The sequence below is a fragment of the Streptomyces sp. NBC_00057 genome, assembly GCF_045041165.1.
GTDB lineage: Bacteria > Actinomycetota > Actinomycetes > Streptomycetales > Streptomycetaceae > Streptomyces.
On record NZ_CP108256.1, the window covers coordinates 5,061,102 to 5,084,830 of the forward strand.

The following is a 23,729-nucleotide window of genomic DNA, read 5'->3' on the forward strand; positions in this document are numbered from 1 at the left end:
CGCCGGATTCCGTCCGGCGGATAGGCGGGACCGGGGGCCGGGCGGACGTGTGTGAGGAGTTAGTGGCATGGACGGGGTATTCGACCTGCGCGCCGAGTTCGAGAACGGCGCCCTGGGAAATCAGCCCGCGCAGGTCGAACTGCCGCGGCAGAAGGCGACCGGCGAGTGCGGTGGCGCGGTCCCGGTGAGCCTCGGCGCGGATGTGCGGGGCCGCGCGGCCGCACTTGCCGAGCAGGCCGGCCGCGGCCTCGACACGGTCCTTGTGGCGTCGATCGCCGTGCTGCTCAACCGCGTTGGCGCAGGCAACGACCTGGCCATCGGGTCTGCCGAGGGCGGCCGGGACCCCGTGTTCGTGCGGGCCGACACCTCGGGTTGCCCCGCCTTCCGTGAGCTGCTCGACCGGCTGGGCGAGGCGGACCCGGTGGCTTGCGGCGAGCTGACCGAACCGGCTGAGGGCGGCCTTCGGATACCCGAGGTCGTCCTCGCCCCGGGGGAGGGCTCCCGGGGCGAGACCCAGGGCCTCCGATGGGAGCTGTCCCGCACTGCTGACGCCCTCAGCGGCCAGGTCCGTTACGCCGCCGACCTGTTCGACCACGCCACCGCCAGGACCCTGGTGGACCGCTGGGTGCGGCTGCTCACGGCGGCGCTCGACGCACCGGACGCCCCCATCGGCGACCTGGACGCGCTTTCCGGCGAGGAGCGTCGGCAGCTGACCACCGACTGGCAGGGTGCCGTGCACACGGCGCCGGCGCCGCTACTGCCCGAGCTCTTCGCCGAGCAGGCCCGACGCGCCCCGCACGCGCCGGCCGTCCGCTTCGGCGCCGAGGAGCTCAACTACGCGGAGCTCGACCGGCGGGTCAACCGGCTCGCCCGGCACCTGATGGCGCAAGGGGCCGCGCCCGAGCGGATCGTCGCCGTGGCCCTGCCGCGCTCCACCGACCTCGTCGTCGCGCTGCTCGCGGTGCTCAAGGCGGGCGCCGCATATCTGCCGGTGGACACCGAGTACCCGCGTGAGCGCATCGCGTTCATGCTGGCCGACTCGGAACCCCTCCTGGTCCTGACCGAGCGGAGCACCGAGGAGCGCCTTCCGGCGGACGCCTCCTGCCCGCGCCTGGTTCTCGACGCGCCGGACACCGTGGCCGCGCTCGCCGCCTGCCCCGACACCGATCCGGGCGTGCGACTCGACGGCCGCCACACCGCGTACACCATCTACACCTCGGGCTCGACCGGCACGCCCAAGGGCGTCGTCATCGAACACCGCTCCCTCGCCGACTACCTGGGCTGGTCACTGCGGACGTATCCGAGCATCGTCGGCGAGTCCCTGTGGCACTCGTCCGTCTCCTTCGACATGACGGTGACGTCGCTGTGGGCGCCTCTCGCGGCCGGTGGCTGTGTGCATGTGGCGAGCATGACCGACGGCCGGGCGAAGGGTGTTTCGTGCACCTTCCTCAAGGCGACCCCCAGCCACCTGCCACTCCTCGGCACCCTGCCCGAGGGCTTCTCGCCGACGCAGGAGCTGATGTTCGGCGGCGAGGCGCTGCGCGGCGACGCCCTGCGCGAGTGGCGTGTACGCCACCCCTCCGTCACCGTCCTGAACGTGTACGGGCCCACCGAGGTGACCGTCAACGCTGCCGAGTACCGGGTCGAGCCCGGTGCGCACATTCCGTCAGGTACGCTGCCGCTCGGCCGCCCGATGGACAACACCCGTATCCACGTGCTTGATGAGGTGCTGCGCCCGGCGGTGCCGGGCACTGCCGGAGAGATCTACATCGCGGGCGACTGCCTGGCGCGCGGCTACATCAACCGCCCCTCGCTGACCGCCGGACGCTTCATCGCCGACCCGTACGGGGCGCCCGGCGACCGCATGTACCGCACCGGCGACCTGGGCCGCTGGACGGCCGAGGGGATCCTGGAGTTCGTGGGCCGGGTCGACGACCAGGTGAAGGTGCGCGGCTACCGCATCGAGCTCGGCGAGATCGAGTCCGTACTCGACGGGCACCCCGAGGTCGCCGCGGTCGCCGTCGTGGTGCGCGAGGACCGGCCCGGCGACCGGCGGCTCGTCGGCTATGTGACGGCCGCCCCGGGGGCCACGCCCGAACAGTCCGGGCTGCGCGCCCATGTGGCGGACCGGCTGCCCGACTACATGGTGCCCGGCACTTTCGTGGTGCTCGATGCGCTGCCGCTGACCGCCAACGGCAAGCTCGACCGGCGTGCCCTTCCGGTGCCCGTCGCCACCGTCGACCCCACCGGGCGGGCCCCGCGCACCGAGCGCGAGGCGGTTTTGTGCCGGTTGTTCGCCGATGTGCTCGGCGTCCCCTCGGTCACCATCGACGCCCACTTCTTCGAGCTGGGCGGCGACTCCCTGCTCGCGACCCGGCTCGTCGGCAGGATCCGTGCCGAGCTGGACATCGAGGTGCCCCTGCGCGCCCTGTTCGAGACGCCCCGAATCGCCGAACTCGACGCCCGGCTGGACCAGTGGGAGCGGGTGTGGCCGGGGCCGGCCGAGCCCGCGCCGCGCCCGGAGCGCATCCCGCTGACCGGCGGGCAGAGTGGACTGTGGTTCCTGCGCCGCCTCGAGGGGCCGAGCGCCACCTACAACCTGCCCTTCGCGCTGCGCCTCACCGGCCGCGTGGAGGTGCCCGCGCTGCGCGCCGCCCTGGCGGATGTGTCGGCCCGTCACGAGCCGCTGCGCACGGTCTACCCCGAGGTCGGAGGTGAGCCGTATCAGCGTGTCCTGGACGAGGCGGCGCCCGACCTGGCCGTGGAGAACGTATCGCCGCTGGAACTGCCCGCCGCCCTCGCGCGTGCGGCGGCCCACCACTTCGACTTCACGGACCGGCCGCCCTTCAGGGCCACGCTGTTCTCGACCGGCGCCGACGAGGCCGTACTCCTGCTCCTCTCGCATCACATCGCTTCCGACGGACTTTCGGAACAGCCGTTGCTCGACGACCTGTTGACCGCATACGGCGCCCGGTGCGCAGGCGGGGCCCCGCAGTGGGCCGCGCTGCCCGCGCAGTACATGGACCATGTCCTGGAGCAGCGCCGCAGGCTCGGTGACCCTGAGCAGCAAGGCAGCCGTTCCGCCGAGCAACTGGCCTACTGGTGTGAGACGTTGGCCGGTGCCCCGGGGCTCCTTGAGCTGCCCACCGACCGGCCCCGTCCCCCCGTCGCAGGCCATCGCGGCGCCCGGGTCGCCTTCCGTGTCCCCGCAGAACTGCACCGCGACATGGCGCTGGTCGCGCGCCGGACGGGCAGCACCGTCTTCATGGTCGCTCAGGCCGCGATCGCCACCCTCCTTCAGCGGATGGGCGCGGGCGACGACATCCCCATGGGGACCGCGTCCGCCGGACGTATCGACGAGTCGCTCGACGGCCTGGTCGGAAATTTCGTCAACACCCTCGTGCTGCGGACCCGGACGGGCGGAGATCCGAGCTTCGCGACGCTGCTCACCCGGGTTGCCGAGTCCAATCTGGCCGCCTACTCGCACGCGGAGCTGCCCTTCGAGCGGCTCGTGGAGGAACTCAGCCCTCAGCGCTCGCTGGCCCATCACCCCCTCTACCAGGTGATGCTCACGCACGAGAACACCGTGCGCGTCGACCACGACGTCGCCGGTCTCGACGTTGCCGTCCACCGGGGCGTGCACACCGGAGCGGCCAAGGTGGACCTGAGCTTCTTCCTGCGCGAGGAGCAGGACGACAACGCCGAACCCGCCGGTCTGGACGGTCGGCTCGAGTACGCCGAGGACCTGTTCGACGCGCGGACCGCCGAGCTTCTGGCCGCCCGTCTGGTGCGCCTGCTCGCGTCGGCCGTCGCGGACCCGGAGCTGCCCATCGCGAGCCTCGACATGCTCGACGCCGACGAGCGCCGTCAGTTGCTCGACGACTGGAACGCCACCGATCACCCTGTTCCGGGCCTTTCGCTCCCGGACCAGTTTGAGCTGCAGGTGGATCGCACGCCCGACGCCGTGGCCGTGGTCGCGGGGGGCGCGAGCCTGACGTATCGGGAGCTCGACGAGCGTGCCAACGCGCTCGCCCGGCTCCTGCTCGCGCGAGGCGTGAAGCCCGAGCGGTTCGTCGCTGTGGCGGTCCCGAAGTCCCTGGAGCTCGTGGTCACGCTGCTCGCCGTGGTGAAGGCGGGCGGCGCCTATCTGCCGCTCGACCCGGCCTACCCGGCCGACCGCCTCCGCTTCATGCTCGACGACACCGCGCCCGTGCTGACGGTCACCAGCGACGGCACCCTGGACGGCGTTCCGGGCGAGGAGCCCCGGCTCGCGCTCGACGACCCGGAGACCCTGGCGGAGCTGGCCGCCGCGTCGTGCGACCGGCCCAAGCGGCACCTCAGCACCCGCAACCCGGCTTTCGTCATCTACACCTCCGGTTCCACCGGCCGGCCCAAGGGCGTCGTCGTCGAGCACCGCTCGCTCGACGCCTACCTGGCCTGGGCCCGGCACGCCTACCCCGGCACCGCGGACAGCGCGCTCGTGCACTCGCCGGTTTCCTTCGACCTCACGGTGACGGGCCTGTTCGCGCCGCTGACATCGGGCGGCTCCGCGTACCTGGTGGACCTGGACGGCGCCACCGGCGCGGACGAACCGCCCCGCCCCGCCTTCGTCAAGGCGACGCCGAGCCACCTCCCGCTCCTCGTCTCGCTGCCCGACGGATTCTCGCCCGACGGCGAACTGGTCCTGGGCGGCGAGTCGTTGATGGGCGAGGTCCTCGACGAGTGGCGCGCCCGTCACCCCCGTGCGACCGTGATCAACGAGTACGGGCCGACCGAGACGACGGTCGGCTGCACCGAGTACCGGATCGCCCCCGGGGACTTTGTGCAGTCCGGTGTCGTGACCATCGGGCGCCCCGTCTGGAACACCCGCATGTATGTCCTCGACCGGGCGCTGCAGCCCGTTCCGACGGGCGTCGTCGGCGAGCTCTACATCGCGGGGTCCCTGGTGACCCGCGGCTACCTGAACCGTCCGGGTCTCAACGCGCAGCGCTTCGTGGCCGATCCGCACGGCGCCCCCGGATCCCGCATGTATCGCTCCGGTGACCTCGGCCGCCGGCGGTCCGACGGGCAGTTGGAGTTCGTCGGCCGCGTCGACGACCAGGTGAAGGTCCGCGGCTTCCGTATCGAGCTCGGCGAGATCGAGGCAGTGGTCGGCGGGCACCCTGACGTCGCGCAGTGCGCTGTCATCGTCCGCGAGGACCGGCCCGGCGACAAGCGCATCGTGGCGTACGTCGTGCCCGCGCCCGGCACCGTACCGCTCGAGGCCGTCCTGAGCACGCACACCGCCGAGCGCATCCCCGAGTACATGGCCCCCAACGCCTTCGTGCTCCTGGACGAACTGCCGCTGACCGCTAACCGGAAGCTGGACCGCAAGTCCCTGCCCGCACCCGAGTACGGGGCGGCCCCGGAGATGCGCCGCGCGCCGCGCACCGCCGCGGAGGAGATCGTCTGCGGTCTCTTCGCCGAGCTGCTGGGCCTGCCGCAGGTCGGCGCGGACGAGAACTTCTTCGACCTGGGCGGCCACTCGCTGCTCGCCACCCGTCTGGTCAGCCGGATGCGGTCGGTCTTCGGCATCGAGATGGGTGTGCGTGATCTCTTCGAGGCGACGACCCCTGCGCGTATCGCGGAACGCATCGGCGCCGCCGCCGGCGGCCGCCGGAAGCCGAAGCCGCTGCCGCGCCCCGACCTGGTGCCGCTGTCCCACGCTCAGCAGGGCGTGTGGTTCCTGCACCGCCTGAATGAGCAGGACCCCACCTACAACATCCCGTCGATGATTCGCCTCTCCGGTACCGTCGACAGGGACGCCCTGTGGCGGTCCTTCCAGGACGTGGTGGCCCGCCACGAGGTCCTGCGCACCCGCTTCCCTCTCCACGACGGGGAGCCCCACCAGGAGGTAATCGACGCCGAAGGGCTCGCCCCGGTGCTGTCCTTCGTGGACATCGCCGCCGGTGAACTCGAAGCAGCTGTCCTGGAGTTCGGCCACCGCCCCTTCCGCCTCGCCGATGCGCTGCCGGTGCGCGCCTGCCTGTTCTCGGCGAGCCCCACCGAGCACGTACTCCTCGCCGTGGTGCACCACATCGCCAGTGACGGCTGGTCGATGGCCCCGCTGATGGCGGACCTCGCACACGCCTACTCGGCGCGCACCCGGGGAGGCGCGCCCGGCTGGGACCAGCTGCCGGTGCAGTACGTGGACTACACGCTGTGGCAGCGAGAGCTGCTCGGCTCCGAGAACGACCCGGGCAGCGCACTCTCAGGGCAACTCGCGTACTGGAAAGATCAGTTGAAGGGTCTCCCCGAGTGCCTTGAACTGCCCACCGACCGTCCGCGTCCCGCCGTCGCGAGCCACCGCGGCGACATGTTCTCCGTGCGGATCGACCCGGAGCTGCACTGCGCGGTGGTCGCAGCCGCGCACCGGGCGGGCGTCACCGTGTTCATGGTCGCGCACGCGGCCTTCGCCGCCCTGCTCACCCGCCTCGGCGCGGGCACGGACGTCCCGATCGGGACCGTGGTCGCGGGCCGCACGGACGAGGCACTCGACGACCTGGTCGGGTTCTTCGTGAACACCCTCGTTCTGCGCACGGACACCTCGGGCAACCCGACCTTCCGCGACCTGCTCGCCCGTGTGCGGGAGGCCGACCTGGCCGGATACGCGCACGGCGACGTGCCGTTCGAGCGGCTCGTCGAGGTCGCCAACCCGACTCGCTCGCTCGCTCATTCGCCGCTGTTCCAGGTGACGCTGGGCGTCCAGAACTACGAGACCGCGGACGTCACCATGCCCGGCCTCCAGGTCGGCACACCCGAGGTCGACCTCGCGGCCGCCAAGTACGATCTGATGCTCTTCCTCGAGGAGCAGCACTCGGCGGACCGCGCGCCGGCCGGGATCAGGATGGATGTCAAGTACGCGACGGACCTGTTCGACCGGGACACCGTCGAGCGCCTCACGGAGCGCTTCATCCGGCTCCTCGGCACGGCACTCGCCGACATCGAGACGCCATTGGACCAGCTGCCCGTGCTGCTGCCGGCCGAGCGGCGAGAGCTCACCCAGGTGTGGGGTTTTGGCGGTCCGGTTCCCGAAGGCGCCGTGCTGTCCGAGCTGTTCGAGGAGCAGGTACGGACCGCGCCCGAGAGCGTGGCGGTGGAGTGCGCCGGTGAAGTGTACTCGTACGCCGAGGTGAACGAACGGGCCAACCGTCTCGCAAGGCTCCTTGTGGCGCGGGGAGTGGGGGCGGAGGACATCGTGGCCCTCGCGGTGCCGCGGTCCCTGGAGATGGTGGTCTCCGTCCTCGCGGTCGCGAAGACCGGTGCCGCCTTCCTGCCGGTGGACCCGGAGTATCCGGCGGACCGCGTGGCGTTCATGGTCGGGGACGCGCGCCCGGTCGTGGGCGTGGCGCTGTCGCGCGTCGCGGGTGTCTTCGAGGGCGTGGACCTGCCGTCCCTGATCCTTGACGAGCCGGCCGTCAAGGGGGAGTTGGCAGGTCTGTCGGGCTCCGGCCTCACGGCGGACGAGCGCCGGGGGCTGCTGACCGTGGGCAGCGCGGCGTACGTGATCTACACGTCGGGTTCGACGGGCCGTCCCAAGGGCGTCGTCGTCACGCACGCCGGACTGGCCGGCCTGCTTGCCAATCAGGTGGAGTCCTACGGGGCCGACCGGCGCTCCCGCGTCATGCAGTTCGTGTCGCAGAGCTTCGACGTGTCCATCTCGGAGCTGTGCCTGTCGGTGCTCTCCGGGGCCTGCCTTGTGGTGCCGCAAGGGGCTCTGGCAGGCGAGGAGCTGGCCGCGTTCCTTTCGGAGCACGCCATCACCCACGCGATCCTGCCGTCGGCCGTACTGGCCGGCCTTCCCCGCATGGAACTGCCTGCCCTGGAGACCTTTGTCGTCGGTGGCGAGTCGCCGTCGGTCGAGGTCATCGACCACTGGAGCCGGGGCCGCCGCATCGTCAACGGTTACGGGCCGACCGAGGCGACGGTGTGTGTGACGGCGAGCGGCGCCCTGGTCGCCGGTGAGCCGGTGTCGATCGGTCGGCCGCTGCCTGGTGTGGAGCTGTATGTCCTGGGTGCCGGGCTGGAGTTGCTGGCGCCGGGTGTCGTGGGTGAGTTGTATGTCTCCGGGGCGGGTCTTGCCCGTGGCTATCTGGGGCGGGCCTCGCTGACGGCCGAGCGGTTTGTGGCTGATCCGTTCGGGGTTGCGGGCACGCGCATGTACCGGACCGGTGACCTGGTGCGGTGGCGTGCGGACGGTCGGCTGGAGTTCGTGGGCCGTGCCGACGGTCAGGTGAAGATTCGTGGCTTCCGCGTGGAGCTCGGCGAGGTCGAATCGGTCCTTGCGCGCCATGGCGGGGTCGCGCAGGCGGCTGTGATGGTGCGGGAGGACCGTCCGGGGGACCGGCGGATCGTCGCCTACGTCGTCGCGGACGGTGCGGGTGGTGTGGAGTCCGGTCAGTTGCGGGCGTTCATGGGCGAGCGGGTACCGGAGTACATGGTGCCCAGTGCCTTCGTCGTACTCGACGCCCTGCCCCTGACGCCCAACGGCAAGGTCGACCGGTCCGCCCTGCCCGCACCGGAGGTGGCGGCCGGAGCGGTGCGCAAGGCGGCCCGTTCGCCTCGCGAGGAGATCCTGTGCGGCCTGTTCGCCGAGGCGCTCGGCGTCGCCGGAGTCGGAGTCGACGACAACTTCTTCGAACTGGGTGGCCACTCTCTGCTCGCCACCCGCCTGACCTCCCGTATCCGTAGGGCCCTCGGCACCCAGGTGCGCGTACGCGACTTGTTCCGCGCCCCGACCGTCGCTGAACTCGCCAAGCGGCTCGACACGTGGACCGGGCAGCAGACGGCGCCGCTCACGCCCATGCCGCGTCCGGAGCGGGTTCCGCTGTCGTACTCCCAGCAACGGTTGTGGTTCCTCCAGCAGCTGGAGGGGCCGAGCCCCACGTACAACGTGCCGTTCGTGCTGCGCCTGCACGGCGCGGTGGACAACGACGCGCTGCGGGCGGCCCTGGCCGACCTGGTCGCGCGGCACGAACCGCTGCGTACGGTCTTCCGCGACAGTGAGGGCGACGCGTACCAGCACATCGCCGAACCAGGGGTTCAGGCGCCGCACTTCGAGTCGGTCGAGGTGGCAGCCGGCGAGCTCGACGACGCGCTCCAGGACGGCACCCGGTACGCCTTCGACCTGGCTGTCGAGCGCCCGTTCCGGGTGATCCTGTACTCGGCGTCGCCGACCGAGCACGCGCTGCTCGTCCTGGTGCACCACATCGCCACCGACGGCGTGTCCATGGTGCCGCTCAGCCGCGATCTCGCCGGCGCCTACGCGGCGCACTGCTCGGGTACGAGCCCCGAGTGGACGCCGCTGCCGGTGCAGTACGCCGACTACACGCTGTGGCAGCGGGAGTTGCTCGGCAGCGCGGACGACGCCGGCAGCGTCCTGGGCGGGCAGCTGGCGTTCTGGAAGGACGCCCTGGCCGGTGTCCCCGACGTGCTGCAGCTGCCCACCGACCGGCCCCGCACCGCGCACCGCGACGACTGCGCCGAGCGCACCGGCTTCGACCTGGACGCCGGTCTGCACAGGGACCTGGTGGACCTGGCACGCCGCACCGACACCACGCTCTTCATGGTGGTGCACGCCGCGCTCGCCGCCCTCCTGACCAGGCTCGGCTCCGGTACCGACATCGTCATCGGCACCGGCACGGCGGGCCGCGGGGACGAGGCGCTCGACGACGTCGTCGGCTTCTTCATCAACATGCTGGCCCTGCGTACCGACACCTCGGGCGACCCCGCATTCCGTGAGCTCCTGGACCGCGTGAGGGAGGCGGACCTCGCGGCCTACTCCCACGCCGACGCGCCCTTCGAGCAGGTCGTCGAGGCGGTCAACCCCGTCAGGTCCACCGCGTACGCGCCCCTCTTCCAGGTGTCCCTGACCATGGAGCGGGACGGGGCCGTCGACGGCATCCACATGCCGGGCCTGACCGTGGACGTGGAGAGTCCGGACCCCGGCTCGGCCAAGTTCGACCTGTGGTTCGGTCTGACCGAGTTCTTCTCGCAGGACGGCACCCCGGCCGGGATGGCCGGTGTCGTCAAGTTCGCCACCGACCTCTTCGACCGGGACACCGCGCAGGCCATCGGCGTGCGCTTCACGCGCCTCCTGCAGGCCGTGGTGAGCGACCCGGAGCAGCCGATCGGCGCCGCCGACCTCCTTTCGGAGCACGAGCGCGGACAGCTCACCGCGTGGGGCGGGACGGCCACGGCGGGCCCGGCCGCGACGCTTCCCGCACTGTTCGAGGCCCAGGTCGGGCGCACCCCGGACGCGCTTGCCATCGACGCCCCTCAACAGCTGCTGAGCTACGCCGAGCTGGACCGCCGGGCCAACCGGCTGGCCCATCTCCTCATCGGACGCGGCATCGGCGCGGAGGACATCGTCGCGCTCGCCCTGCCGCGCTCCGTGGACATCGTGGTGGCCTCGCTCGCCGTGCAGAAGGCGGGCGCCGCCTATCTGCCGGTCGACCCGGCCTACCCGCACGACCGGATCTCGTTCATGCTGAGCGACGCCAGGCCCGCGCTCGTCCTCACCCATGCCGGGGCGGCCGAGCAGCTGCCTGCCACTGAGGTGCCGCGACTGCTCCTCGACACCGAGGCCGTTCGCGACGACCTGTCCGCACATCGGGACGACGCGCCCACCGACGCGGACCGGAGGAGCCCGCTGCGGACCGCCCACCCGGCGTACACCATCTACACCTCGGGCTCGACCGGCAGGCCGAAGGGCGTCCTCGTCACACACGAAGGCATCGCCGGCTTCGCGGCCGGGCTCGCCGAGCGGTGCCGCGCCGACGGCGGAAGCCGCGTCCTGCAGTTCTCCTCACCGAGCTTCGACGCGTCGGTCCTGGAACTCTGCATGGCCCTGCCGTCCGGCGGAGCCCTGGTGGTGCCGGAGGCCGGCCCCCTCGCGGGTGAGGCCCTCGCCGAGCTCATCGCCGTACGACGCGTCACCCACGCGCTGATCCCGCCGGTGGCCCTGGCGAGCATGCCGCCCGCCGAACTGCCCGACTTCGCCACGCTCGTCGTCGGCGGCGACGCCACGACCGGTGATCTGGTCTCCGCCTGGTCGGACGGCCGCCTCATGGTCAATGCCTATGGGCCCACCGAGGCGACGGTCGCGGTCTCCACCAGTGGCGCGCTCGCCGGGGACGGGCAGCCGCCGATCGGCCGCCCGCTCGACGGCACACGTCTGTACGTCCTCGACGGCGCTCTGCGCCCCGTGCCGACGGGTGTGGTCGGCGAGCTGTACGCGGCGGGCCCCGGGCTCGCCCGCGGCTACGTCAACCGTGCCGCGCTGACCGCCGAACGGTTCGTGGCCGACCCCTTCGGCGGCGCGGGCGAGCGCATGTACCGCACCGGGGACGCCGTGCGCCGGCGTTCCGACGGTCAGCTGGAGTTCGTCGGCCGTGTCGACGACCAGGTGAAGGTGCGCGGCTTCCGCATCGAACTCGGCGAGATCGAAGCGGTGGTCCGCAAGCACACCGAGGTCGCCGGCGCTGCGGTCGTCGTACGCGAGGACCGGCCCGGCGACAAGCGTTTGGTCGCCTATGTCGTGCCTGCCGGACCCGGCCCGGACCCGACTGCGCTGCGCCGGTACGTCGCCGAGCAGCTGCCCGACTACATGGTGCCCGCCGCGTTCGTGACCCTCGGCGCGCTGCCGTCCACCCCTGCGGGCAAGCTCGACCGCAAGGCGCTCCCGGTGCCGCAGGCGGAGTCGACGCCGGCCGGACGCGGGCCGCGCACGCCGCGTGAGGAGCTCCTGTGCGGTCTGCTCGCCGAGGTGCTCGGACTGCCCGCGATCGGGGTCGACGACAACTTCTTCGACCTCGGCGGACACTCCCTGATGGCCATCCAACTGGTCGGCCGGGTACGTTCGGTGCTCGGACTGGAGCTGTCCGTCCGTGAGGTCTTCGAGCTGCCGACGGTGGCCGGACTCGCCCGCCGCCTCGACGGTGCGGCAAGGGCCCGCGTCCCGCTGGTGCCCGCCGAGCGGCCGGAACGCGCGCCGCTGTCGGCCGCCCAGCGCCGCCTGTGGTTCCTGCACCGTCTCGAGGGCCCCGACGGGACGTACAACATCCCGCTCACCCTCCGGCTCTCGGGGCGGCTCGACCGGTCCGCCCTGACGGCGGCCGTCGGCGATGTCATGGCCCGTCACGAGCCCCTGCGGACCGTCATGGCCGAAGAGGACGGCCAGCCCTACCAGCGGATCCTGGACCCGTCCGAGGCGCGCACCCCGGTGACGTACACCGAATGCACCGAGGAGAATTTGCCGCAGATCCTCGACGACGCCATCGAGTACCCCTTCGACCTGGTCGAGGAACTCCCCCTGCGGGTCGTTCTGTTCAGCACGAGCCCCACCGAGCAGGTCATCCTGCTCCTGGTGCACCACATCGCGGCCGATGGCTGGTCGATGGGCCCGCTGACCCGCGACCTGTCCCAGGCCTACGCCGCGCGGTGCGCCGGACGCGAGCCGGACTGGTCGCCGCCGCCGCTCCAGTACGTCGACTACACGCTGTGGCAGCCCGACCTGCTCGGCGACGAGGACGACCAGGACAGCGTCAGCGCCGGGCAGATCCGGTACTGGCAGGACGCCCTTGCCACCGTGCCGGACGCCCTTGAGCTGCCCGCCGACCGGCCGCGCCCCGCCGTCGCCACGCACCGCGGCGGACAGGTCCCCCTGTCCGTCGGCGCCGAGGTGCACCAGGCCGTCCTGAACCTGGCCAGGGAGACCCGAACCACCACCTTCATGGTGATCCAGGCCGCCGTGGCCGCGTACCTGTCCCGGCTCGGGGCGGGCACGGACATCCCCATCGGCACTCCCATCGCCGGCCGGACGGACGAGGCCCTCGACGATCTGGTCGGGTTCTTCGTCAACACTCTGGTCCTGCGCACGGATGTCTCCGGCGCACCGGATTTCCGTACTCTGCTCGACCGGGTCCGGGAGACCGACCTGGCCGCGTACGCGCACGCAGACGTGCCCTTCGAGCGGATCGTGGACGCGGTCAGCCCGGCGCGCTCCCTGTCCCACTCGCCGCTGTACCAGGTGATGCTGAACGTCCACAACGATGCCGCTCCGAGCGTCTCGTTCCCGGGACTTGAGGTCCGCCCGGAGGACGTGCGGGGCAACATCGCCAAGGTCGACCTGTCCTTCGGCCTACGCGAGTGCCAGGACGAGGAGGGCAGGCCCGCCGGTCTGCTCGGCTCCCTGGAGTACTCCGCCGACCTGTTCGACCGGAGCAGCGCCGAGCGGCTCGCCGGCGGCTTCGGCGACCTGCTTGCCGCGCTGGTGGCCGAGCCCGCACGGCAGGTGTCCAGGGTCCCGCTGCTCGCGGCCGCCGAGCGGCAGCGCCTGCTCGCCGACTGGAGCGCCGCCCGGCCGACGGGCGCCACGGGCACCATCCCGGAACTCTTCGAGGCCCAGGCGGCCCGCGCCCCCGAGGCGGTAGCCCTGGTCGAGGAGGGTACCGAGACGACCTACCGGGAGCTCAATGAGCGTGCCAACCGCCTCGCGCGGCTGCTCATCGCCCAGGGCGCGGGCCCGGAACAGCTGGTGGCCGTGGCCACGCCGCGTTCCACGGAGATGCTCGTCGCGCTGCTCGCCGTCCTGAAGACCGGCGCCGCGTATCTGCCGGTCGACCCGGAGTACCCGGCCGAGCGGCTCGCCCACCTGTTCGCCGACGGCGACCCGGTCTGCGTACTGACCACACGGGCGGCCGCCGACAAGCTGCCGTCGGTGGAGGACAGGCCCACCGTGGTCGTGGACGGGACGGAGGCAGTGACGTCCCTGGAGGGGTACGCGAGTCATGACATCACCGACGGTGAGCGACTGACTCCGCTGCGCCCGGCCAACCCGGCCTACGTCATCTACACCTCGGGTTCCACCGGCCGCCCCAAGGGCGTGCCGGTCCCGCACGGCAACGTGGTGCGGCTCTTCGAGTCGACCCGCGACTGGTTCGGCTTCGGGGCGGACGACGTGTGGACGCTGTTCCACTCCTTCGCCTTCGACTTCTCGGTGTGGGAGATGTGGGGCGCCCTGCTGCACGGCGGCCGTCTGGTCGTGGTGCCCTTCGAGGTGAGCCGCTCCCCGGAGCACTTCCTCGACCTGCTTGCCGAGCAGCGCGTCACCGTCCTCAACCAGACGCCGTCGGCCTTCTACCAGCTGTCCCGCACCGAGCAGGAGAGCACAGGGCCGCGCTGCGAACTGGCCCTGCACACCGTCGTGTTCGGCGGTGAGGCACTGGACACGACCCGACTGGAGGACTGGTACCGCAGGCACGGCGCGGACCGCCCGCGCCTGATCAACATGTACGGCATCACCGAGACCACGGTGCACGTCAGCTACGCCCCGCTCGCGCCGGGCGCGAGCCGCGGCACCATCGGCGAGCCGATCCCCGACCTCAGGGTCTACGTCCTGGACGGCAACCTGGAGCCGGTCCCGGCCGGAGTGCCCGGCGAGATGTACGTCGCGGGGCCCGGCCTGGCACGCGGCTACCTGGGCCGGCCGGGCCTGAGCGCCGAGCGGTTCGTCGCCGACCCGTTCGGGCCCGCCGGTGAACGGATGTACCGCACCGGCGACGTGGCGCGGCACACCGCAGCCGGACACCTGGAGTACCTGGGCCGCTCCGACGACCAGGTCAAGGTGCGCGGCTTCCGCATCGAACTCGGCGAGATCGAGGAGGCGCTCCTGCGGCAGCCGCAGGTCGCCGAGGCCGCTGTCGTCGTACGCGAGGACGCGCCCGGCGACCGGCGCCTGGTCGGCTATCTCGTCCCGGCCCGCGAAAACGCCCCGGACACCGACGAGGTGCGGGCCCGGCTGGCGGCGGAACTGCCGGCCTACATGGTGCCGACCGCCCTCGTGGTCATGGAGGCGCTGCCGCTCACGGTCAACGGCAAGCTCGACCGCAAGGCGCTTCCCGCCCCGCAGGTCACCCGGCAGCGGGCGGGCCGAGGCCCGCGCACCCCGCGCGAGGAAGCCCTGTGCGCACTGATCGCCGAAGTGCTCGGACTGCCCGACGTCGGCATCGACGACAGCTTCTTCGCGCTCGGCGGCGACAGCATCCTCTCGCTGCAACTCGTCAGCCGGGCCCGCAAGGCCGGGCTCGCGCTCACCGCGCGGGATGTTTTCCAGCACCAGACCGTCGCCGCCCTGGCCTCCGTGGCGGGCGAGACGGCGGACGCGGCGGAGCGCGTGCCGGACGGTGGCGTGGGCGACCTGGTGGCTACGCCGATCACGCACTGGCTCCGAGAGCTGGGCGGCCCCTTCGACGGGTTCAACCAGTCGATCGTGCTCCGGGTGCCCGCCGGACTCGGCCGCCACCTGGACGCCGCCCTGCGCACGCTCGTGGACCACCACGACGCACTGCGTACCCGCATGTCCGTCACACCGGAGGGGCAGTGGAATCTGACAGTGCCACCCACCGGTGAACCGGCCGTGGACCGGTTCCTGCGCACCGTCGACATCGCCGGGCTCGACGCGGACGCGGTGAACGCCGCGGTCGCCGAGCACGGTGAGGCCGCGCGGACCCGCCTCTCGCCCGTCGACGGGACGATGCTGCAGGCCGTCTGGTTCGACGCCGGGGAGGATGCCTCCGGGCTGCTGCTCCTGGTCGCGCACCACCTGGTCGTGGACGGGGTCTCCTGGCGCGTTCTCCTGCCCGACCTGCGGACGGCCTGGGAGGCCCTGGCCGTCGGGGACGACCCCTTGCTCGACCCGGTGCCCACCTCGATGCGGCATTGGTCGCACCTCCTGGCGACGCACGCCGCGAAGCCGGAGCGGGCCGCCGAGGCCGCCCTGTGGGAGGACGTACTCGATGTACGCGAACGGGCTCTGGGAAGCCGCGAGCTGGACCCGGCCCGCGATGTGGCGAGTGCCCGGCGCGAGGTGTCCCTGACCCTGCCGCCCGAGGCCACCGAGCCGCTGCTCACCAGCGTGCCCGCGCTGTTCCACGCCGGGGCCAACGACATCCTGCTCACCGGCCTCGCGCTCGCCCTTGCCGAATGGCAGGGCGCGCGCGGGAGGGACGCCGACGGCGGTGTCCTGGTCGACCTCGAAGGCCACGGCCGTGAGGAGCTGGACGACCGGGTCGATCTGTCGCGCACCGTCGGATGGTTCACCAGCCTCTACCCGGTGCGGCTCGACCTCGGGGCGCTCGGACGGCAGGCCACCGTGGGATCCGTGCTGGAACAGGCGGTGAAGCTGGTCAAGGAGCAGCTGCGGGTGACCCCCGACAACGGCATCGGTTACGGACTGCTCCGCCACCTCAACCCGGACACCGGAAAGCGCCTGGCCGAACTGCCGGGTCCGCAATTGGGGTTCAACTACCTCGGCCGGTTCGCCTCCGCGACGGACGGCGCGAGCGAGGACTGGTCACCGGCGGCCGGAGTGCCCGTGCCCGCGCCGATGGACGCGGACATGCCGCTGCCGCACGCCCTGGAGGTCAACGCCACCACCCGGGACCACGCGGACGGCCCGCGCCTGGCCGCCACCTGGTCCTGGCCACAGGAGCTGTTCTCCGAGGCGGAGGTGCTCGACCTGGCCGAGGGCTGGTTCCGCGCCCTGCACGCACTCGCCGGACTCGCGGAGCAGGCCGGCATCGGCGGTCACACCCCGTCCGACCTCTCCCTGGAGCTGTCCCAGGACGAGATCGACGACCTGGAAGACGAACTGAGGACCTGGGAATGAAGTCATCTGCCTTTGAGGACGTCCTGCCCCTTTCGCCGCTGCAGGAAGGACTGCTTTTCCACGCCCTGTCCGAGAACGAGGGGGTGGACGTCTACAACGTGCAGATCCTGCTGCACCTGGACGGCCCCCTGGACAGCGCGGTCCTCCGGGAATCCGTGCGAACCCTGCTGCGCCGGCACGCCAACCTGCGGGTCAGCTTCCGTCAGCGGGCGTCGGGCCAGCCCATCCAGATCGTGCACCGGAACGTCGACCCGCCGTGGCGGGAGCTCGACCTCGCCGGGCACACGGCCGGGGCCGAACAGGACGCCGTGCTCGCCGAGTTCCTCGGCGCGGACCGCGACCGCCGCTTCGACCTGGCCGCGCCACCTGCCCTGAGGTTCGCACTGATCAGGCTCGCCGCCGAGCGGCACATCCTGGTCGTGACCAACCATCACATTCTGCTCGACGGGTGGTCGTTGCCCGTCGTGGTCAACGAGCTGCTCACCGCGTACCGCAGCGGTGGCGACGACCGGGCCCTGCCGAGGGTCACTCCGTTCAAGAACTACCTCGCCTGGCTCGGCCGCCAGGACCAGGCCGAGACCGAACGCACCTGGCAGCTGGCCCTGGAGGGCATCGACGCGCCGACTCTCGTGGCGTCGAGCAGCGCGCAGCCCCAGGTGGCGATGCCGGAACGTGTCGCCGTGGACCTGCAGGACGAGGTGGCGCTGGCCTTCACCGAGTCCGTGCGCGGCCGGAAGATCACCGCGAACACCCTGGTGCAGGGCGCCTGGGCGCTCTTTCTCAGTCAGGTGACGGGCCGGCAGGATGTGGTGTTCGGTGCCGTGACCTCGGGACGTCCACCGGAGGTGCCCGGCATCGAGACGATGGTCGGGATGTTCATCAACACCATCCCGGTACGGGTGCGGCTCGACCCCGCGGACTCCTTCCTCGGCAACCTCGCGCGCCTGCAGGAGGAGCAGACCGAGCTCCTCGCCCACCAGTACGTCCGCCTTGGCCGACTGCAGCAACTCAGCGGATTCGACGAGCTGTTCGACACCGTCGTCACCGTCGAGAACTACCCGGGCGGCGACGGCGACGAGCCGCAGGACGGCCTGCGGCTGACGGCCATGGGCGGTCACGACGCCGCGCACTATCCGTTCCGGCTCATCGCCGGACTCGACGGCGCGCGCCTGCACATGGAGCTGGAGTACCGCACCGACCTGGTCGAGCCCGCCGCCGCGCGGACCGTCGCGGAACGCCTCGCGCACGGCCTGGCAGCGGTCGCGGCCGCGCCGGAGGTGCCGCTGGGGCGGGTCGATCTGCTGCTGCCCGAAGAGCGCGCCGCGCTGGACGCCGGGAGCGATGAGCTGCCGGTCCCGGCGAGTCTCCTCGGCGGTGCGCCCGACAGCACTGCTGTGGTCTGTGACGGTACGCACCTCACGTACCGGCAACTCGACGCGGCTGTCGACCGACTGGCCGACCGGCTGACCCGCCTGGGCGCGGGTCCCGAGCGCACGGTCGCCGTCCGCCTCGCCAAGCCGCTCGACGCGCTGACCGCGCTCCTGGCCGTCCACCGGACCGGGGCGGCCCACTTGGCGGTGTCGTCCGGCGATGAGCTCCGCGACACCGGGATTCCGGTGTGCCTGGTCTGCGACGACGAGACGGAGGTGCTGCCGACGGACCTGCCCTGCCTGCCGTTCACCGCGCGCGACGGCGAACCGGAGGGCGGTGTGCGCTCCACAGGCCTGGACGCGGCCGACGGTGCCGCAGTCCTGACCCGCCGCGCAGACGGCACGACGCTCGTCCTCACCCGGTCCGCCCTCCTCGCGCGCACCGGATGGGCCGCGGCACAGCATGCCTCCGGCGAGCGCGTCCTCGTGCCAGGGGCCGCGGCGGCCTGGGAGCTGTACGGCCCACTCGCCGCCGGGGCAACCCTCGTGCTACCGACCGCGGACCTGCTCAGCGACCCGGCCGCAGGACTGGAAACCCTCATCCAGGCCGAGCGTGTGACTTCCGCGCATCTGCCGCCCACCCTGATCGCCGCGCTGCTCGGTGTCCCCGGGAGTGGAGCCCTGTCCGGCCTTCGCCAAGTGTTCAGCGGCGGCGAACCGCTGCCCGACGCCTTGCGCCGGCGCTTCGCCGCGGCGACGGACGCCCGGCTCGTCCACTGGCACGGCGCGGACGACCTGCCGGTCCTCGCCGAATCCGGCCCGCTGCCGGGTCTGCGCCTTCACGTTCTCGACCAGGCGCTGCGGCCGCTGCCCGCCGGAGCCCCGGGCGACCTGTATGTGGCGGGACCGGCGCTCGCTCGCGGCTATCTGGACCGACCCGCCGCCACGGCGACCGAGTTCGTCGCCGACCCGCTCGGCGCGGGTGGGCGGATGTTCCGCACCGGTCTGCGCGCCCTGCGGCGTACCGACGGTCGGATCGAGCACCTGTCGCGCACCGTGCGCAAGGCGCCGGACGGCCGGACGATCGACCTCGGTCCCGTCGCCGACTGCCTGGCCGGACACCCCTCCGTGGCATACGCCGCCGTGTTCCTGTCCACCGAGCTCCCCGATGTGTCCGGCGAGTCGCGGCTCATCGGATACCTCGTACCCGAGGCGTCCGAAGCCCCGCCGCGCGCCGAAGTGCTGCGCAGGCATGTCGCGTCCGCGCTGCCCGCCCATGCGGTCCCGGACGACCTCGTGATCCTCGACAAGCCTGCGCTGACCACCAGAGGGACCCTGGACCGCTGGGCCCTTCCGGTGCCGCAGGCGCAAACGCGTACCGTCGGACGGCACACGGCAAGCCCTCAGGAGGACATCCTGCGCGGCCTGGTCGCCGAACTGCTCGGCCTGCCGCAGGTCGCCGTCGACGACAACTTCTTCGATCTCGGCGGCCATTCGCTCGCCGCGGTCCGGCTGCTCAGCCGGGTCCGCTCGGTGTTCGGCGTGTCCCTGCCGGTGCGCGCCGTCTTCGACGCGCCGACCGTGGCCCAGCTCGCCGAGCGCGTCAGCTCCGCCTCCGGCGCACGCCCGCCGCTGCTCCCCGCGCGGCGCCCCGACCGGATCCCGCTCTCCTACGCCCAGCAGCGGCTCTGGTTCATGCATCTCCTTGAGGGCCCCAGTGCGACGTACAACGTGGCGGGCGCCCTGCGCCTCTCCGGTGACCTCGATCGTGAGGCTCTGGCGGCGGCCTTCCTGGACGTGGTGGCCCGGCACGAGTCGCTGCGCACCCTCTTCTGCGACCGGGACGGGGTCGGCGAGCAGCTGGTGATCGGCCCGGAGCACGTGAACGACGTCCTCGCGGTCGTCACCGTCCCGGAGTCCGGACTCGACGCGGCGCTCCGTGACGCCGTCGGCCACTCCTTCGACCTGACGGCGGAAGTTCCCCTGCGAGCCCGGCTGTTCGAGGTCGGCCCCAACGAACATGTGATGCTGGTCCTGATCCACCACATCGCCGGTGACGGCTGGTCGCTCGCCCCGCTGTCCTGGGACCTGTCGGTGGCCTACACGGCACGCGCCGAGGGGCGCGAACCGGGGTGGGCTCCCTTGCCGGTGCAGTACGCGGACTACACGCTGTGGCAGCGCGAACTCCTGGGCTCCGAGGACGACCCGACCAGTGTCCTCGCAGGTCAACTTGCCTACTGGCAGGAGCAGTTGAAGGGACTCCCGGACCAGCTCGAGCTGCCCGTCGACCGTGCGAGGCCCGCCCGGGCCGGATACGGGGGTGGGCTCGCGCCCATCGAGTGGGACGTGGAACTGCACCGGGGCGCCGTCAAGTTGGCCAGGCAGACCGGAACCACGGTCTTCATGGTCGTGCACGCCGCCTTCGCCGCCCTGCTCACGCGCCTGGGCGCGGGCACGGACATCCCGATCGGCACGCCGATCGCGGGGCGCACGGACGAGGCCCTCGACGACCTGATCGGCTTCTTCATCAACACACTCGTCCTGCGCGCGGACACCTCGGGCAATCCGACCTTCCGTGATCTGCTCGCCCAGGTGCGGGAGACGGACCTGGCCGCGTACGCGCACGGTGATGTGCCGTTCGAGCGCCTCGTCGAGGTCGTCAACCCGACCCGCTCCCTGTCGCACCACCCGCTCTTCCAGGTGATGCTCGCCCTCCAGAGTGCCCCCAGCGGCGACCTCCGCCTTCCGGGCCTTCGGGTTCGGTCCGAGCAACTCGGCACTGCGGTCGCCAAGTTCGACCTCGCGCTGAGCCTGCAGGAGCGCTTCACCGCGGACGGCGCCCCGGCGGGCTTCGGCGGCGTCGCGGAGTACGCGACCGACCTGTTCGACCAGGACACCGTCGCCTCCCTCCTCGACCGCCTCGCCTTGCTCCTGAAGAGTGCGATCGCCGAGCCGAACACCCCCTTGGCCGGCCTGGACATCATGTCCGACATCGAGCGGCAGGAGTTGACGGACGGGTGGGGGTCCGGTGGCGCGGCTCCTGCGGGAGTGGTTCTGCCGGAGCTGTTCGAGGAGCAGGTGCGGGCGTCGCCGGAGCATGCGGCGGTGGAGTGCGCGGGTGAGGTGTTCTCGTTCGCCGAGGTGAACGCACGGGCGAACCGGCTTGCGAGGCTGTTGGTGTCGCGGGGAGTGGGCGTCGAGGACATCGTGGCGCTCGCTGTTCCCCGGTCCCTTGATTCGGTGGTTTCGGTTCTCGCGGTGGCGAAGACCGGCGCTGCCTTCCTGCCGGTGGACCCGGAGTATCCGGTGGAGCGGGTGGCCTTCATGGTGGGTGACGCGCGGCCGGTCGTCGGCGTGACGCTCTCTCGGGTCGCGGGTGTCTTCGAGAGAGCGGATGTGCCCTCGCTGATTCTCGACGACCCTGCTGTCCAGGCGGAGTGGGCAGGTCTGCCGGGTAGCGATCTCACGGCGGACGAGCGTCGTGGTCCGCTCACGGTGGGCAGTGCGGCGTATGTGATCTATACGTCGGGTTCGACGGGCCGTCCCAAGGGCGTCGTCGTCACGCACGAGGGTCTCGTGCGCTTGATATTCCATCAGGCAGCCCAGTATGGGGCCGATGCCGACTCCCGCGTGATGCAGTTCGTGTCGCTGAGCTTCGACGTGTCAGTGGCCGAGATGTGCCTGTCACTCCTCTCGGGTGCGTGCCTGGTGGTGCCGCCGGAGGCGCTGGCGGGCGAGGAGCTGGGCGTATTCCTGGCCAACCACGCCATCACCCACCTCTACCTGCCGTCGGCCGTACTCGCCAGCATCCCGGACCCCGACCTCCCCGCCCTGCGCGCGGTCCTGACAGGCGGCGAGACGCCGTCCTTCGATGTCGTGCGCAACTGGGCGGCCGGCCGGCTCCTGGTGAACGAGTACGGGCCGACCGAGGCGACGGTGTGTGTGACGGCGAGCGGCGCCCTGGTCGCCGGTGAGCCGGTGTCGATCGGTCGGCCGCTGCCTGGTGTGGAGCTGTATGTCCTGGGTGCCGGGCTGGAGTTGCTGGCGCCGGGTGTCGTGGGTGAGTTGTATGTCTCCGGGGCGGGTCTTGCCCGTGGCTATCTGGGGCGGGCCTCGCTGACGGCCGAGCGGTTTGTGGCTGATCCGTTCGGGGTTGCGGGCACGCGTATGTACCGGACCGGTGACCTGGTGCGGTGGCGTGCGGACGGTCGGCTGGAGTTCGTGGGCCGTGCCGACGGTCAGGTGAAGATTCGTGGCTTCCGCGTGGAGCTCGGCGAGGTCGAATCGGTCCTTGCGCGCCATGGCGGGGTCGCGCAGGCGGCTGTGATGGTGCGGGAGGACCGTCCGGGGGACCGGCGGATCGTCGCCTACGTCGTCGCGGACGGTGCGGGTGGTGTGGAGTCCGGTCAGTTGCGGGCGTTCATGGGCGAGCGGGTACCGGAGTACATGGTGCCCAGTGCCTTCGTCGTACTCGACACCCTGCCCCTGACGCCCAACGGCAAGGTCGACCGGTCCGCCCTGCCCGCACCGGAGGTGGCGGCCGGAGCGGTGCGCAAGGCGGCCCGTTCGCCTCGCGAGGAGATCCTGTGCGGCCTGTTCGCCGAGGCGCTCGGCGTCGCCGGAGTCGGAGTCGACGACAACTTCTTCGAACTGGGCGGCCACTCTCTGCTCGCCACCCGCCTGACCTCCCGTATCCGTACGCTCCTGGGCGCCGAAGTCGGCGTACGCGACCTGTTCCGCTCCCCGACCGTCGCCGAACTCGCCGAGCGCATGGACGGTGGGACCGGAGGCACCGACGTACTCCTGCCGCTGCGCAAGGCGGGGGACCGGCCACCGCTCTTCTGCGTGCACCCGGTGGCGGGGCTCAGCTGGCGGTACTCCGCGCTCCTACGGCACCTGCCGTCCGACATCCCCCTCTACGGCCTGCAGGCCAGGGGACTCGACGGCGGCGAGGCCCTCCCGGAGTCGCTCGACGTCATGGTGAAGGACTACATCGAGCACCTCCGCCACGTGCAGCCCGAAGGGCCCTACCACCTGGCGGGCTGGTCGCTCGGCGGCACCATCGCGCAGGCGATCGCCGCCGAACTCGCCGTGCAGGGCGATGAGGTGGGCCTGCTGGCCATTCTGGACGCCTATCCGAGCGAGCCGCAGGAAGGCGCCGGATTCACCGACCGCCGCTCGCTGCTCGCCGAGATGTGCAAGGGATACGGCGAGGTGTACGGCAAGGAGGGTGAGAGCACCGAGATCCCGGACGACGAAGCGGCCATGCTGGCTCGGATCGTCCACTTCCTGGGCCGCAGCGAGAGCGAACTGGGCTCCCTCGACGCGGAGCAGCGGGCCCTCGTCCTCGAAGTCCTGATCAACACTGTGCAGATCGTCGTGCCGCAGCCGATTCCGCGTCACGAAGGCGACCTGCTCCTGGTGATGGCGACCCGCGACCGCAAGGACTGGGCGGACCCGGAGGCCTGGCGGCCCTTCACCGGCGGCCGGATCGAGCTGGAGGAGGTGGACTGCGTGCACGCCCGGATGCTCGAACCCGAGCCGGCCGAGCGGATCGCCCGCATCCTGGCCGACCGGATCCCTGCCGTCTCCCCGACCGGGAGCTGAGAACGCCGGTGGGGCCCCGGCCTGTCCTGACAGGCCGGGGCCCC

At 71.9% G+C, this 23,729-nt stretch carries 2 protein-coding genes; both read left to right on the top strand.

Annotated features, from left to right (window positions below; translation table 11 throughout):
* Positions 1-67: 67 nt before the first annotated feature.
* Entirely contained in the window at positions 68-16,708 is a 16,641-nt protein-coding gene (locus OG953_RS23900) for an amino acid adenylation domain-containing protein (protein ID WP_405686736.1), read from the top strand.
* Positions 16,705-23,685 carry an amino acid adenylation domain-containing protein gene (locus tag OG953_RS23905; RefSeq protein WP_405686737.1) on the top strand — a complete coding sequence of 2,327 codons (6,981 nt, stop codon included), beginning with the start codon at positions 16,705-16,707 and terminating at the stop codon, positions 23,683-23,685. The genes OG953_RS23900 and OG953_RS23905 overlap by 4 nt, the downstream gene beginning before the upstream one ends.
* Positions 23,686-23,729 lie beyond the last annotated feature (44 nt).

Coding starts and splice junctions, on each gene's coding strand:
- OG953_RS23905 (WP_405686737.1), top strand. CDS start 16,705: ATGAAGTCATCTGCCTTTGAGGACGTCCTGCCCCTTTCGCCGCTGCAG.
- OG953_RS23900 (WP_405686736.1), top strand. CDS start 68: ATGGACGGGGTATTCGACCTGCGCGCCGAGTTCGAGAACGGCGCCCTG.